The organism is Microbacterium sp. NPDC057659 (genome assembly GCF_042799915.1).
In the GTDB taxonomy this organism is placed as follows: Bacteria; Actinomycetota; Actinomycetes; order Actinomycetales; family Microbacteriaceae; genus Microbacterium.
In genome coordinates, this window is record NZ_JBHVHU010000004.1 from 13568 (window position 1) to 28641 (window position 15074).

Below are 15074 nucleotides of genomic sequence, written 5' to 3' on the forward strand. Positions count from 1 at the left end.
GGCACGCAAGAAGGGGGAGGATCCGCGGATCCTCCCCCTTCTTGCGTGCCGGGTCAGGCGGTGGTGTAGCCGTCCGCCACGGTGAGCGCCTCGTCGATCCCGGCGAGGCCGCGCACCAGGTCGTCCTCCGAGATGACCAGCGGCGGCGCGATGTGCGTGCGGTTGAAGTGCAGGAACGGCCACACGCCGCCCTCCTTCGCCGCGGCCGCGAAGGCGCCCATCGGGGCGGCATCCGCACCGGCTGCGTTGAACGGCACCAGCGGTTCGCGGGTCTCCTGATCGCGCACCAGCTCGATCGCCCAGAACAGGCCGCGACCGCGCACCTCGCCGACCGACGGATGCTTCGCGGCCATGGCCTGCAGGGCAGGCTCGACGACGCGCGAGCCGAGGTCGCGCACGCGCTCGAGGATGCCGTCGCGACGGAACACCTCGAAGGTCGCGACGCCGGGCGCGCAGGCCAGCGGATGCCCGGAGTAGGTCAGCCCACCGGGGAACGGCACCTCGTCGAAGTGCTTCGCGACACGGTCTGAGATCACGACGCCGCCGAGCGGCACGTAGCCCGAGTTGACGCCCTTCGCGAAGGTGATCAGGTCGGGCCTCGCGCCGAAGGCGTCGATGCCGAACCACTCGCCGAGGCGGCCGAAGCCGACCATGACCTCGTCGGCGATGTACAGGATGCCGTGCCGGTCGCACAGCTCGCGCACGCCGTCGAGGTAGCCGGGCGGCGGGATCAGCACGCCGTTGGTGCCGACCACGGTCTCGATGATGATCGCCGCGATCGTGGACGGACCCTCCAGCAGGATGGTCTGCTCGAGGTGCTCGAGGGCGCGCTGCGACTCCTCCTCGATCGTCGTGGCGTGGAACGCCGAGCGGTACAGGTACGGTCCGAAGAAGCGCACCGTGCCGTTGTCGCCCACGTCGTTCGCCCAGCGCCGAGGGTCGCCGGTGAGCGAGATCGCCGTCGCGGTGGAGCCGTGGTAGCTGCGGTACATCGAGAGCACCTTGCGGCGGCCGGTCACCTGGCGGGCCATGCGCACCGCGTACTCGTTGGCGTCGGCGCCGCCGTTGGTGAAGAACACCTTCTCGAAGCCCTCGGGCGCGACGCCCGCGATCAGCCGCGCGAGCTCGCCGCGGACGTCGTTCGCCATGGAGGGCTGGATGGTGGCCAGCCGGCCGGCCTGCCGCTGCACGGCGGCGATCAGGTCGGGGTGCTGGTGACCCAGGTTCAGGTTCACCAGCTGGCTGGAGAAGTCGAGGTAGGTGTTGCCCTGGTAGTCCCAGAACGTCGATCCCTCGCCGCCGGCGACCGGCACCGGGTCGATCTTCGCCTGAGCGCTCCAGGAATGGAAGACGTGGGCGCGGTCGTCCGCGCGCACCCGCGCCTCGGATGATGCGGTCTGTTCAGTCATGATGCTCCTCCTCAGCGGTTGCTCGGGAAGCCGAGATCGACCTGCGCCTCGGTGTGGTCGGGCCAGCGGGTGGTGACGACCTTGGAGCGGGTGTAGAAGTGGATCGACTCCGGGCCGTAGATGTGCGAGTCGCCGAACAGCGAGGCCTTCCAGCCGCCGAAGGAGAACGCACCCACCGGCACGGGGATCGGCACGTTCACTCCGACCATGCCGACCTCGATGTCGAACTCGAACTGGCGGGCGGTGCCGCCGTCACGGGTGAAGATCGCGGTGCCGTTGCCGAACTGGTGGGCGTTGATGAGGTCGACCGCCTCCGCGTAGCTGTCCACGCGGACGATGCCGAGCACCGGGCCGAAGATCTCGTCCTCGTAGAGCTTCATGCCGGGCTTCACACCGTCGATCAGGCTGATGCCGGTGAAGAAGCCCTCGCTCTCGATGCGCTGGCCCGCTGCCACCCGCTGGGTGCCGTCGATGAGCACGGTCGCGCCCTCGGCCTCGGCGCCGGTCACGTAGGACTCGACCCGGTCGCGGTGCTCGCGGGTGATCAGCGGGCCCATCTCGCTCGCGGCATCCGTGCCGTCACCGATGCGCAGATCCTGCACCTTCTCGGTGATCGAGGCGATGAGCGGCTCGGCGACGTCGCCGACGGCGACCAGCACAGACACGGCCATGCAGCGCTCGCCGGCGGAGCCGTAGGCGGCGGAGACGGCGGCGGCGGCAGCGCCGTCGATGTCGGCGTCGGGCATGACGACCATGTGGTTCTTCGCGCCGCCGAGGGCCTGCACGCGCCTGCCGTTCGTGGACGCTCGCTCGTAGATCGACTTCGCGATCGGGGTGGATCCGACGAAGCTCACCGCCTTGACGTCGGGGGAGTCCAGCAGCGCGTCGACGGCGGTCTTGTCGCCGTTGACGACGTTCAGCACGCCGTCGGGCAGGCCCGCCTCCTGGAAGGCCCTCGCCAGCCAGATCGCGGCGGACGGGTCCTTCTCGCTGGGCTTGAGCACGACGGTGTTGCCGCACGCGATCGCGGAGGCGACCATCCAGAGCGGCACCATCACCGGGAAGTTGAACGGGGTGATGCAGGCGACGACGCCGACCGGCTGCTTCACCGAGTGCACGTCGACGCCGCGGGCGACCTGCTCGGCGCGCTCGCCCTTGAGCAGGTGCACGAGGCCGGCGGCGAACTCCACGTTCTCGATGCCGCGGGACACCTCGCCGGCGGCATCCGAGAGCACCTTGCCGTGCTCGCTGGTGACGATCGCCGCGAGCTCGGGGGTGCGGTCGGCGAGGATCTGGCGCAGGCGGAAGAACACGTCGGCGCGCTTGATCAGGCTGGTCGCGCGCCAGGCGGGCAGCGCGGCCTTGGCTGCGGCGATCGCGCGCTCGGTCTCCTCGGCGCTGGCGACGGCGACCTGGCGGTGCGCCTCGCCGGTGGCGGGGTTGTAGACGGGCAGCGTCCTCGCTGCCTCGGCGCCCTCGACGCCGTTGATCCAGTGGGGAACGAGAGTCATCTGCTTCTCCTTATCGAACACTCTGACCGATGCGGAGGCGCACCGGGATATCCTTAGCCTGACGCTGATCGGGAGGACGTCATGGCCGCAGATCGTCAGGATTCGGAAGTCATTCGGACAGAACGTCCGGATGCGGGTGCGGTGATCACCGTCGCCGACGCGCTGGCGATCCCTGCGCTGCGAGCCGGGCATCCGGGGGTGCTCGTCGGAGGCGATGCGCTCGAGACTCCGGTGCGCTGGGCGCACATCTCCGACAGTGAGGACGTCGCGCGGATGCTGGCGGGCGGCGAGCTGCTGCTCACCACGGGCGCGGGCTGGCCCGGTGCGGAGGATCGGCTGCGCGCGCTGGTCGACGCGCTGCACGCCGCGCACGCCGCCGGCGTGGTGCTCGAGCTCGGCGGACGGTTCCCGGCCGTGCCGCCCGCGCTGGTGCAGGCATGCCGCGAGCACGGCCTGGCGCTGGTCGTGCTCGAGGAGGAGGTGAAGTTCGTCGCGGTCACCGAGGCGATTCACCGCCTGATCACCCGGGTGCAGTTCGACGCGCTGCAGGCCAGGCAGCGGGTGCACGACCTGTTCACCGGCCTGAGCCTGCGCGGGGCGCCCGCCGGAACCGTGGTGCGCGAGACCGCCCGCATCGTCGGAGCGCCGGTGCTGCTGCGGACCGCGGCCGACGAGACGGTCGCCTTCGACGCCGCCGGTCGCGAGGAGGCACCGGTGCTCGACGCGTTCCGCGACGGCGAGGTGTGGGAACGGGTCACGGTCGAGGCACGTGGCGCCCGCTGGGGCAGACTGCACGCGCACCCGGATGCCGGGCACCCGGCCGGAGTCCTCACCGTGCTGGAGAGCGCGGCCACCGCGCTCGCGCTCGGGCGCCTGGCCGACGGCGACGATCGCGCCTGGGAGCGTGCGGCCAGCACCGCGCTGGTGCGCGACCTGCTCGACGAGTCGTTCGCGACGCCCGCCGACGCCCGCGCCAGGCTCGAGGCCGGCGGGTTCGGGGTTCGAGACCGGGTGCTGCACACGCTCGTCGTGCGCGACGCGGATACCGGGATGCTCGACACCGTGACCGCGCCGTTCGCCGCACACGGTGCCGTGCGACAGGCCGTGGACGGGCGGGACGGGATCGTGCTCGTGTCGCTGCCCGCCGGCATCCGTTCGGGTGAGATGGATGCGCTGCTCGCCGCGGTCGCCGATGCGCTCGCCGCAGCGGGAACGGGAGCGGCCTGGGGGCCACGGGCCGACGGCGTCGAGGGGCTCGCCGCATCCGTGCGCGCCGCGCGCGTGCTCGCCGCGCGCGCCGCGGCCGGCACCGTCGCGCGCGGGGACGGCAGGCCGCTGATCCGGCTGGCGGGGGAGCTACAGGGCGATCCGCGGCTGGCCGCGCTGCGCGACGAGCTGCTCGCCCCGCTGGAGGAGTGGGATGCCGCGCATCGCGGCGACCTGGTGGAAGTGCTGCGCGCGCTGGTCGCGCACCCCACCAGCCGCACGGCCGCGGCCGCGGCATCCGGCCTGTCCCGCTCGGTGTTCTACCAGCGCCTGGAACTGATCGGCGACCTCACCCGTGCCGACCTGGAGGACGGCGAGACGCTCGCCGCCCTCCAGCTCGCGCTGCTGGTGTGAGCAGGCTCAGGCGATGTAGACCTTGCGCACCGTCTCGGCGACGGTCCACGTGGTGCGCATTCCTTCGGCGAGGCGCACCACCGAGCCGGGGCCGATCGGCAGGTCGGGCAGCGCCGGGTCGTCGAAGGCGATGACGGCCGCGCCCGAGAGCACGACGAACAGTTCATCGGCCTCGGTGTCGGTCGCCACGCCTGGGGCCATCTCCCAGATGCCGATCTCGCGATCGCCGGTGTCGTCGAGCACGGCGACGGCCGCGGTCGGCGCACCCGCGATCACGGCCGAGGCGGGCAGCGCCTCGTGGTCGAGCGCGAGATCGGCGAGCGCGGTTCCGGCGGCGGGCAGCGCGGTCACGAGTCGAAGCCCATGCCGACGGCGTCGAGCACCTTCAGCAGCGGGCCGCGGCGACCCTCGTTGTGATCGGCACGGTCCATGGCCGCGCGCACCATGTTCACGCCGATCGATGCGGCAGGCTCCGGCGGGAACGGGATCGGCTTCTTGCGCACCATCTCCAGCTCGGTGCGCTCGGTCTGCTCCCCGGCGAGCTTGTCCAGCATGACATCGGCGCCGAAGCGAGACGCACCCACCCCCAGCCCGGTGAAGCCGGTCGCGTAGGCGACCCGGCCCTTCCGTGCGGTGCCGTAGAACGCGCAGAACCGGCTGCACGAGTCGATCGCACCGGCCCAGCGGTGGGTGAAGCGCAGCCCCTCGAGCTGCGGGAACGTCGTGAAGAAGTGCTCCGCCAGCTTGCGGTGGCTCTCCATGCGGTCCTCGTACTCCGAGCGCACCTTGCCGCCGAAGTGGTAGACCGCGTCGTAGCCGCCGAACAGGATGCGGTTGTCGGCGCTGAGCCTGTAGTAGTGGAACTGGTTGGCGCTGTCGGCCAGACCCTGACGGTTCGACCAGCCGATCGACGCCAGCTGCTCGGTGCTCAGCGGCTCGGTCATCAGCACGTAGTCGTACACCGGCACCGTCATCAGCGCGTTGCGCTTGAGCAGCGAGGGGAAGACGTTCGTCGCCAGCGCGACGTGCTGCGCGCTCACGCGACCGCCGTCGGTCACCAGGCCGACAGGGCCTGAACCGTCGCCCTCGAGACGCGAAACCCGGCTCTGCTCGTAGATCTCCACGCCCAGGTCGGCGGCGACGCGGGCGAGCTCCAGGCCGAGCTTGGCGGGATGCACCATCGCGCAGCCCTCCTTGTCCCACGCGCCGGCCAGGTAGGTGTCGGAGTGCACTTCGGCCTGCACCGCCTCGCGATCGAGGAAGCCCTCCTCGTCGCGCAGCCACTCCACCTGGTGCGGCTCGACGGCCAGCGCCAGCTGACCGGTGCGCTCGAAGTCGGCCTTGATGTCGTACCGGCGGATCGACTCCTCGATGCCGTCCAGGTTCTCCAGACCCATCCGTTCGAGCTGCTCGATCTCGTCGGGCCAGCGGCTCAGGCCGTTCTCGTGGCCGTGGGTGAGGCTCGCCTCGCAGAAGCCGCCGTTGCGGCCGGTGGCCGCCCAGGCGACGCGGGAGGCCTCGAGGAGCACGACCCTGCGCTGCGGGTCGCGCTCCTTGGCGCGGATCGCGGTCCACAGGCCGGTGTATCCTCCGCCGACGATGGCGAGATCGGCGTCGATCTTCGCGGTCAGGCGAGGGTGCTGTGTGCGGTGCACGTCATCGAGCCAGAAGACCGCGAAGGCGGTGTCCTGCAGCGCGTGATCGACGACGGTCGGGTTCGGGCGACGGCGTTCGAAGACCGTGGTACCCATCTATATCATCCTCTCGGGTGGCATCCGCCGGGGGCGGCTGGTGGGGTCGTCAGAGCCGGGCCGCCGCCTCCCCGAGCACGCCGCGCAGGATGCTGCCGATCTCGCGGAACTCGGCGGGACCGATGGTCAGCGGCGGTGCGAGCTGGATGACGGGGTCGCCGCGGTCGTCGGCGCGGCAGTACAGCCCCGCCTCGTACAGCGCGGGGGAGAGGAATCCGCGCAGCAGCCGCTCGGACTCCTCATCGTCGAAGGTCTCCTTGGTCGACTTGTCCTTCACCAGCTCGATGCCGAAGAAGTAGCCCTCGCCGCGCACGTCGCCGACGATCGGAAGGTCGAGCAGGGTCTCGAGCTCGGCGCGGAACAGCGGGGAGTTCTGCACGACGTGCTCGTTCAGGCCCTCCTCCTCGAACAGGTCGAGGTTCTCCAGGGCGACGGCCGCCGAGACCGGATGCCCACCGAAGGTGTAGCCGTGCGGGAACATCGCGTCGCCGCTGGCGAACGGCTCGTGGATGCGGTCGCTGATGATCGTCGCGCCGATCGGCGCGTATCCGCTGGTCATCGCCTTCGCGCAGGTGATCATGTCGGGCACGTAGCCGAGGCGGTCGCAGGCGAACATCGAGCCGAGCCGGCCGAACGCGCAGATCACCTCGTCCGAGACGAGCAGCACGTCGTGCCGGTCGCAGATCTCGCGCACCCGTGCGAAGTAGCCGGGCGGGGGAGGGAAGCATCCGCCGGAGTTCTGCACCGGCTCGAGGAAGACCGCCGCGACGGTGTCGGCGCCCTCGAACAGGATCGCCTCCTCGATGCGGTCGGCGGCCCAGCGCCCGAACGCCTCGAGGTCGTCGGACGGCGCTCCCATCTCGGCAGCGCGGTAGAAGTTCGTGTTCGGCACCCGCAGGCCGCCGGGCGTCACCGGCTCGAACATCGCCTTCATCGCCGGGATGCCGGTGACGGCGAGCGCGCCCTGGGTGGTGCCGTGGTAGGCGATCGAGCGGGAGATCACCTTGTGCTTGCCCGGCTTGCCCTGCGTCTTCCAGTAGTGCTTGGCGAGCTTGAACGCGGTCTCGACGGCTTCCCCGCCGCCGGAGGAGAAGAACACCCTGTTCAGGTCTCCCGGCGCGTAGCCGGCCAGTCGCTCGGCCAGCTCGATCGCCGCGGGGTGCGCGTACGACCACAGCGGGAAGAACGCCAGCTCCTCGGCCTGCTTCGCGGCGGCCTCGGCGAGCCGGCGCCGGCCGTGGCCGGCATTGACCACGAAGAGGCCCGCCAGCCCGTCGATGTACTTCCGCCCCTCGGCATCCCAGATGTGGTGCCCTTCGCCGCGCGTGATGATGGGCACCTCCGGGAGCGTGGACTGCCGGGAGAAGTGCATCCAGAGGTGGTCGCTCGCGCTGGCGCGCAGGCGGTCGGCGTCGTAGGTCATCGGGTCCCCCAGTTGTAGAGCTGCTTGTGCAGGCGGGCGTAGACGAAGGTGTCGGTGGACAGCACCCCGGGGATGCTGCGGATGCGGCGGGCGAGCAGCTCGAGCAGATCCTCGTCGCTCTCGCACACGACCTCGGCGAGTACGTCGAAGCCGCCGAGCGTGACGACGACGTAGTCGATCTCGGCGATCTCGGCGAGGGCGGCGGCGACCGCCTCGGGGTCGCCGCTGACGCGGATGCCGATCATCGCCTGGCGCAGGAAGCCGAGCTGCAGGGGATCGGTGACTGCGACGATCTGCATCACGCCGGACTCCGTCATGCGCTGCACCCGCTGGCGGACGGCGGCTTCGCTGAGCCCGACCTCGCGGCCGATATCGGCGTACGCACGCCGGCCGTCCTCCTGGAGCAACTCGATGATGGTCTTCGACACATCGTCGAGAACAGCGTGCTTCTGCTTTGAGGCCATGTGCTGATCCTGACACTCCAGAGCATCTCTGGCAACAGAATCCGTCGGATTTAATGCTGAGAACAACTGATCTCGTTGAATTGTCGTAGCATGAACCCATGCTGACAACGGTGTTGCGCAACGTGATCGCGGGTCGCGCCGCGGAGGTCCCCACCGAGGCGACCATGGACCTGATCGACCCGGCGACCGAAGAGGTCTACGGCCGAGCGCCCATCTCCGGCGCCGTCGAGGTCGACGCAGCCTATGCCGCCGCTGATGGCGCCTTCGCGCAGTGGCGCGATGCCACCCCCGCCGACCGGCAGCTCGCGCTGTTCCGCATCGCCGAGGAGATGAAGGAGCGCGCCGAGGAGTTCGCCGACCTCGAGTCGCAGGACACCGGCAAGCCCCGTGCGAGCCTGGTCGCCGATGAGATCGACCAGTCCGTCGACCAGCTGCGCTTCTTCGCGGGCGCCGCGCGCAGCCTCGAGGGGCGAGCCGCGGGGGAGTACCTCGCCGGGCACACCTCCTATGTGCGCCGCGAGCCGGTCGGCGTGATCGGGCAGGTCACGCCCTGGAACTACCCGCTGAACATGGCGGTCTGGAAGATCGGCCCCGCGCTCGCCGCCGGGAACGCCGTCGTGCTCAAGCCCGCCGAGACCACCCCGCAGAGCACGCTGCTGCTGGCGGAGGTGGTCGCGAACCACACCCCCGAGGGCCTGTTCAACGTCGTGCTCGGAGACCGCGAGACCGGACGGATGCTGGTGGAGCACCCTCGTGCCGACATGGTCGCGATCACCGGCTCCGTGCGCGCCGGCATGGAGGTCGCGAAGTCCGCGGCATCCGATCTCAAGCGCGTGCACCTCGAGCTGGGCGGCAAGGCGCCGGCCGTGGTCTTCCCCGACGCCAACCTCGAGAAGGCCGTGGAGGGCATCGTCACCGGCGCGTACTTCAACGCGGGCCAGGACTGCACCGCGGCCACCCGCGTGATCGTGCACGAGAGCATCCACGACGAATTCGTCGCGGCGCTCGTCGCGCGCACCCACACGCATGCCCGCACCGGCGGGCCGCATGAGGACGGCATCCTCTACGGCGCGGTGAACAGCCGTGCCCAGCTCGACGGCGTCTCCGGTTTCATCGAGCGGCTGCCCGCCCACATCCGCGTCGAGACCGGTGGACGGCGTCAGGGCGACCGGGGCTACTTCTGGGAGGCGACCGTGCTCTCGGGCGTCCGCCAGGACGACGAGGTCGTCCAGCGCGAGATCTTCGGGCCGGTGCTCACCGTGCAGTCGTTCTCGGATGCGGACCAGGCACTCGCCTTCGCCAACGGCGTCCCGTTCGCGCTCGCCGCGTCGGTCTGGACCCGCGATCACGCGACGGCGATGCGGTTCACGCGCGATCTGGACTTCGGATGCGTGTGGGTGAACACCCACATCCCGTTCGTGTCCGACATGCCGCACGGCGGCTTCAAGCACTCCGGCTACGGCAAGGACCTCTCGCAGTACGGGTTCGACGACTACACGCGCCTGAAGCACGTGATGTCGGCGCTGCAGGTCTGAGGGCGCTCGGCCTCGCCCGCGGACGCCGATGCGCACGCCTGCCGCAGGGAGGCGTGCGCATCGGGTCGGGGTCAGTCGGCGGCGTGGATGTCCCTGTCCTTGCCCTCCGGGGCGATGAGCATCGCGATCCCCGCAGCGATGAGCACGACGATCCAGAACACGGCCACAGGCCAGACGGCGCCGGCAGCGACGACCAGTCCTGTCGCGATCAGCGGCGAGAACCCCGCCCCGAGGGTGGAGGCCGACTGATAGGCGACCGAGGCGCCGGAGAATCGCAGCGAGGTCGGGAACTGCTCGGCGACGAACGCGCCCACCGGGCCGTACACGAGACCCTGGACGAGGCCGTTGCCCAGCACGATCGCGAGCGCGAAGCCCCACACCGTGCCGGTGCCCAGCAGGAGGACGATCGGGAACGCGAGGACGGCTCCGAGCGCGCAGCCGGCGACGATCACCGCCCGTCGTCCGATACGGTCGCTCACCTTCGCGGCGAGGATGCCGATCACCACGGTGAGCACGGCTGCCACGGCCTTCCAGTTCAGCACGCCGGTGCGGTCCGCGCCGTGCTCGACGGCCTCGGCGACGCCCCAGACGGTCATCAGCCCCTGCGTCGAGGTGAACGCGAGGACGGCGAGCAGCGACAGCACGACGGCACGCCAGTGATCACGCAGAACCTGGACGATCGGCACCCGGGGGCGCGTCGCCTCCGCCCGCTCCGCCAGGCGCTGGAAGTTGGGGGTCTCGGCGACCTTGAGACGGATGATGAGCCCGACTCCGACGAGCACGATGCTGAACAGGAACGGGACGCGCCAGCCCCAGGTCAGGAACTGCTCGTCGGGGAGGACGGAGAAGAGCCCGAGCATCAGGGTCGCGAGCACAGCGCCGACGGGCCCGCCCGCGCTGGAGAAGGCGGCGGCGAGGCCGCGGCTGCGGGCCGGCGAGTGCTCGAGGGCCACGAGCGTGGCGCCGCCCCACTCGCCGCCCACGGACACGCCCTGCACGACGCGAAGCACCACGAGCACGATGGGGGCGACGATGCCGATCTGCGCCGTGGTCGGCAGCAGGCCCATGAGCGTGGATGCCGCACCCATCAGGACGAGCGTGAGCACGAGCACGGCCTTGCGGCCGCGGGTGTCGCCGAAGTGGCCGAAGATCACGCCGCCGAGAGGGCGTGCGACGTAGCCGACCGTGAACGTGGCGATCGAGGCGAACAGCCCGAACTCCGGCCCGAGGCCTGCGAAGAACACCTGGCTGAACACGATGCTGGCCGCCGTCGCGTACAGCACGAAGTCGTAGAACTCGATCATGCTGCCCATGAAGCTGGACATGATGACGCGCCGCATCTCGCGCGTCGTCAGCGACGGCTGGGTGCCGTCGGCGCTGTGCGGCACGCCGGCGGCCGGGGCTTCGGGGGTCATCTTCTCTACGGTATTGCGGGTCATCATCGACCTCTCTGAGCGGGGTGGGAACTCGGTCTCGGGTGGGAGTCAGGCGACGGCGCGGGAGCGGGCGCCTTCGAAGGTCAGGGTCTGCAGGTCATCGGGCACGATGACCGCGCGGTCGTCGCCGCACTCGGCCAGCCATTGCCGCGTGGAATGGTGACCGGGCACCAGATGGTGCAGCGCGAGTCGCGCGGCACCCGCCTCGCGGGCGAGGTCGATCGCCTCGAGCACGCTCGTGTGCGACCGGCGGTGATGGTCGACCGAGGCGCGGGACGTCGCATCCGTCGCGCCGCCGTACTGGCGGTCCACCCAGTCGAAGCTGATCGCCTCGTGGAGCAGAAGGTCGGCGCCGGCGGCGAGACGGGCCATATTGGCGGTCTTCCGCGTGTCCCCGGAGATCGCGATCGTCGCATCCTCGGTCGTGAACCGGAACCCGAACGCCGGAGCGATCGGCGGGTGCTCGACGAGGATGGCGTCGACGCGGACGCGGTCGTCCTCGAACACGGTGAACGGCTCCATGTCGGGGGTCATCGCCTCGTTGGGGTGATAGCCGATGCCCTCGGGGAGCGTCACGTCGCGCGCATCGAAGAGGTCGAGCGGCGAGGGACGCAGTGCGTCCAGCACGCGGTCGTTGAGATCGGTGGCGTGGGCCTCCATCAGCAGCCGGAACATGTCCGCGGTCCCCGGCGTGGGCAGATGCGGTGCGACGGGCCTCGGAGGCACGATCGCCCGTGAGGACACGGGCGGGGTCATCCCGCGGTCACCGGGGCCGATGATCGGGATGCGCGAGCCCCCGCCGGAGAGTCCGAACATGCCGAACAGGGCGATGTTCGCCAGATCCGTCGTGTGGTCGGAGTGCAGGTGGGTGAGGAACACTCCGCCGAGCTGGTCCATCGTGAATCCGGCCCGGGCGAACTGACGTCCGGCGCCGATGCCCGCGTCCACCAGGTAGACCCGATCGCCGACGACGACCGCGGTGGAGATGCCGAAGCGGGAGTGCGCGTCGATCGGGGTCCACCAGCGCGGTCCGCCTGCGGTTCCGAGTGCGACCACGGATGTGCCGGTCATGGTTGTCCTCCCAGTCCGTTCGGGGTGATGCCTCCATGGTGCGGGTCGTGGAATCATTTGAAAAACGGGAAAATCAGAATGAATCCATAAGGAGAAGCGATGATCGGCAGCACGCTGCGGCAGCTCGAGTACTTCGTCGCGGCCGTGGACATCGGCACGGTCAGTGGAGCGGCCGCCCACTGCAGGGCTTCGCAGGCCGCCGTGTCGGCGGCGCTGAACGACCTCGAGCGTGCGCTCGGCATGCAGCTCCTGGTGCGCCGTCCGGCCAAGGGGGTCACCCTGACCGGCGGCGGCCGGAGCGTGCTCCCGATCGCGCGCCGGATGCTGGACGACGCGGCCGAGCTGGCCGAGGTCGCCGCATCCGAGCACGGCGACGTCGCGGGCCCGCTGCGGATCGTGTGCACGAACGCGCTCTCGCCGCGTGTGCTGCCGCTGCTGGCGGCGACCTTCGGCGCCCGGCACCCGCGGGTGGATCTGGACGTGAGCGACGGGCTGGCGACCGAGGTGCAGGAACAGGTGCTCACCGGAGCCGCGGACGCGTGCCTGCTCTATCGCAGGCAGCTCGGCGAGGGACTCGACGCTCGGACGGTGCGCGTGGTCGAGCCCTACGCGGTCCTCGCCGCCGACCATCCGCTGGCGTCCCGGGACGACCTCGCGCTCGGCGAACTGGCCGGCGAACAGCTGATCATCGTCCGAGCGGCCGAGTCCAGCCGCGTGATCGAGGCCCTGATGGAGGATGCCGGGATCGAGCCGCATCCCGGATGGTCCTTCTCGAACCCCGAGACGGTGCGGGCGATGGTGGCGCACGGACTCGGCTACTCCGTGTTCAGCGGCAGGCCGGTCGGAACGGAGGCCTTCGACGGGCGACGCGTCGCCTATGTGCGCGTGAGCGACGAGGTCGCGCCGAACGAGGTGGTGCTGGCGGTGCCGCGAGGGCAGCGCCCGAACGCGAGGCTGGACGCGCTGTGGGCGATGCTCGGTGAGGCCGCGGTGCAGGCGGCGTTCGGGTGACCGTGGCCTCGGAAGCTGTCGGACGCCGCGGGGAACGGCATCGGGGCCGGATCAGACGGTCGGGATGCTCAGCGTCTCGGTGTCGGGGTGCGGACTGGGATCGCGGTGCCGCAGGTCGGGGAACGCCCTGACGAAGACCACCGCGACGATGACGCCGGCGATCGCGAACAGCGCCGCCGCCAGGTACGCGCCCTGCGGGCCGCCGTGGTCGATGAGGAAGCCGGCGACGGCGGAGCCCGCGGCGGCGCCGATCAGCTGCCCAGTGCCCGCCCAGCCGAACGCCTCGGCGGTCTCGGAGAACTTCACGCTCGCTGTGGTGATCGCGAACAGCACCGCAAGGGCCGGGGCGATGCCGATGCCGGCGGCGAACAGCGTGCCGCCGAGCCAGAAGACGTTCAGCGACACCATGGTCAGCACCAGGCCGACGGCGACGATCGTGAGGCGACGGGCCATCGCCCACGGTCCGATCGGGATGTGGCCGAGGCCCAGCCCGCCGACCAGGCTGCCCACCGAGAACACGGCGAGCACGAGCCCCGCCTCGAGACCGCCGTGCCCGAAGGTCGAGACGACGCCGACCTCCACGGCGGAGCAGGCGCCGATGAGCAGGAAGCCGATGATGGTCGCGAGCAGCACCGGGGGCTTGAGCACCACCCGGCCGAACGCGCGGCGGCTGCGCGGGATGCGCACCCGGCCGACCTCGGGGGAGAGGATGAACCACGCGCCGCCGCCGATGAGGATGGCCGCGACGAGCAGCAGGCCCTGCACCGTGCCGATGCCGGTGGAGACCAGGGTGATCACGACCGGCGCCACGATCCAGATGATCTCCTGCAGCGAGGCGTCCAGCGAGAACAGCGGCGTCAGCTGGGAGGAGTTCACCAGCTTGGGGTAGATGGTGCGCACGGCCGACTGCACCGGCGGGGTGGACAGACCGGCGATCATGCCGAGCGCCATGTAGCCGGGCAGGTTCAGCGGCAGCAGCGCCAGGCCCAGCACCGAGAGCACACAGACGGCGAGGGTGAGGGTGAGCACCCTGCGCATTCCCCACGCGCCCATCCAGCGACTCGTCACGGGCCCCGCGACGGCCTGGCCGACGGACGCCGCGGCGAGCACGAGTCCGGCCTCGCCGTACGACCCGGTCTGCTGCTCGACGTGCATGAGGATCGCCAAGCTCATCATCCCGTTGGGGAAGCGCGCCACCAGCTGCGCGGCGATCATGCGCGCGACGCCGGGCGTGCGAAGAAGGTCCCGATATCCCGCCACGAGCCAACGATATCCGACACGCCGCGACACGCCGGAGCGTCCTCTCCACAGAAAATCCGATGTCGGTGCCCCGGCGTAGCGTCCGGTCTGTGGATGGATTCCGATCCGGCCTCCGCGACCCGCAGGATCTCGCGGTTCGGGGCCGCCGGGGAGGGCTTCCGAACTGTGGATGGATGCGTGGAGAACCTGTGTCGAACCCGTGGAGAACGGTGGAAAACTACAGAGATGTAACTACTAGCCCTTGTGGTCGCATCCAATGTCCGTCCCTATATGTAGTATTGAAGTCCCGGCGGGGGGTCTGCCGGAAAAGTAACGTTTTGAGGGGAAGAGATGTCGATCACCGTCTACACCAAGCCTTCGTGCGTGCAGTGCAACGCCACCTATCGTGCGCTCGATGCCAAGGGCATCGAGTACGAGGTCCACGACCTCTCCGCCGACGCCGACGCTCTCGAGCAGGTCAAGGCTCTGGGGTACCTGCAGGCGCCGGTCGTCGTCACCGACGAGGACCACTGGTCGGGCTTCCGTCCCGACAAGATCGACGAGCTGGCATCCCGCCTGGCGTGATGCCCTTCGGCGGCGCTCA

Annotated in this window: 13 protein-coding genes; 4 read left to right on the plus strand and 9 right to left on the minus strand. The window is 70.5% G+C overall.

Features of this window, described 5'->3' with window-relative positions; genetic code table 11:
• Positions 1–53 precede the first annotated feature (53 nt).
• Both ACFVAE_RS16485 and ACFVAE_RS16490 read right to left on the minus strand, forming a co-directional pair.
• Positions 54–1409 (minus strand): aspartate aminotransferase family protein, encoded by a 1356-nt coding sequence (locus ACFVAE_RS16485; RefSeq protein ID WP_378894484.1) that lies wholly within the window; start codon positions 1407–1409, stop codon positions 54–56.
• An 11-nt stretch (positions 1410–1420) separates the two neighbouring features.
• Positions 1421–2920 carry a CoA-acylating methylmalonate-semialdehyde dehydrogenase gene (locus tag ACFVAE_RS16490; protein ID WP_378894487.1) on the minus strand — a complete coding sequence of 500 codons (1500 nt, stop codon included), beginning with the start codon at positions 2918–2920 and terminating at the stop codon, positions 1421–1423.
• A 141-nt stretch (positions 2921–3061) separates the two neighbouring features.
• Here ACFVAE_RS16490 and ACFVAE_RS16495 point away from each other — a divergent pair, with 141 nt between their 5' ends.
• On the plus strand, positions 3062–4540 hold the full coding sequence (locus ACFVAE_RS16495) for a PucR family transcriptional regulator ligand-binding domain-containing protein (RefSeq protein ID WP_378894489.1): 1479 nt from the start codon (positions 3062–3064) through the stop codon (positions 4538–4540).
• Between the two features lie 6 nt (positions 4541–4546).
• On the opposite strand, the gene ACFVAE_RS16500 is transcribed toward ACFVAE_RS16495, so the two are convergent.
• From ACFVAE_RS16500 to ACFVAE_RS16515, 4 genes are read right to left on the minus strand one after another with little or no spacing between them, the layout of a single operon-like run.
• Positions 4547–4891, minus strand: a complete 345-nt coding sequence (locus tag ACFVAE_RS16500; RefSeq protein WP_378894492.1) for a cupin domain-containing protein — start codon at positions 4889–4891, stop codon at positions 4547–4549.
• Positions 4888–6291, minus strand: a complete 1404-nt coding sequence (locus ACFVAE_RS16505; protein ID WP_378894494.1) for an NAD(P)/FAD-dependent oxidoreductase — start codon at positions 6289–6291, stop codon at positions 4888–4890. The genes ACFVAE_RS16500 and ACFVAE_RS16505 overlap by 4 nt, the downstream gene beginning before the upstream one ends.
• Positions 6292–6340: 49 nt before the next feature.
• The gene (locus tag ACFVAE_RS16510; protein WP_378894497.1) at positions 6341–7714 is read right to left on the minus strand and encodes an aspartate aminotransferase family protein; all 1374 of its coding nucleotides are present in this window, start codon (positions 7712–7714) and stop codon (positions 6341–6343) included.
• Complete coding sequence (locus ACFVAE_RS16515; RefSeq protein WP_378859735.1) at positions 7711–8178, minus strand: Lrp/AsnC family transcriptional regulator; 468 nt, start codon at positions 8176–8178, stop codon at positions 7711–7713. The genes ACFVAE_RS16510 and ACFVAE_RS16515 overlap by 4 nt, the downstream gene beginning before the upstream one ends.
• 98 nt (positions 8179–8276) lie before the next feature.
• Here ACFVAE_RS16515 and ACFVAE_RS16520 point away from each other — a divergent pair, with 98 nt between their 5' ends.
• Positions 8277–9713 carry a gamma-aminobutyraldehyde dehydrogenase gene (locus ACFVAE_RS16520; RefSeq protein WP_378894498.1) on the plus strand — a complete coding sequence of 479 codons (1437 nt, stop codon included), beginning with the start codon at positions 8277–8279 and terminating at the stop codon, positions 9711–9713.
• Between the two features lie 71 nt (positions 9714–9784).
• Here the strand turns inward: ACFVAE_RS16520 and ACFVAE_RS16525 are convergent, their stop codons facing one another.
• On the minus strand, positions 9785–11128 hold the full coding sequence (locus ACFVAE_RS16525) for an MFS transporter (RefSeq protein WP_378894500.1): 1344 nt from the start codon (positions 11126–11128) through the stop codon (positions 9785–9787).
• Between the two features lie 69 nt (positions 11129–11197).
• Entirely contained in the window at positions 11198–12220 is a 1023-nt protein-coding gene (locus ACFVAE_RS16530; protein ID WP_378894502.1) for an MBL fold metallo-hydrolase, read from the minus strand.
• Between the two features lie 99 nt (positions 12221–12319).
• Here ACFVAE_RS16530 and ACFVAE_RS16535 point away from each other — a divergent pair, with 99 nt between their 5' ends.
• Positions 12320–13231, plus strand: coding sequence for a LysR family transcriptional regulator (locus tag ACFVAE_RS16535; protein ID WP_378894504.1), 912 nt, complete (start codon positions 12320–12322; stop codon positions 13229–13231).
• 51 nt (positions 13232–13282) lie between these two features.
• Here the strand turns inward: ACFVAE_RS16535 and ACFVAE_RS16540 are convergent, their stop codons facing one another.
• A complete protein-coding gene (locus ACFVAE_RS16540) occupies positions 13283–14491 on the minus strand; it encodes an MFS transporter (protein ID WP_378894507.1) in 1209 nt (402 codons plus the stop codon).
• A gap of 330 nt (positions 14492–14821) precedes the next feature.
• On the opposite strand from ACFVAE_RS16540, the gene nrdH reads away from it, so the two are divergent.
• Complete coding sequence (nrdH, locus tag ACFVAE_RS16545) at positions 14822–15055, plus strand: glutaredoxin-like protein NrdH (RefSeq protein ID WP_378859738.1); 234 nt, start codon at positions 14822–14824, stop codon at positions 15053–15055.
• Positions 15056–15074 lie beyond the last annotated feature (19 nt).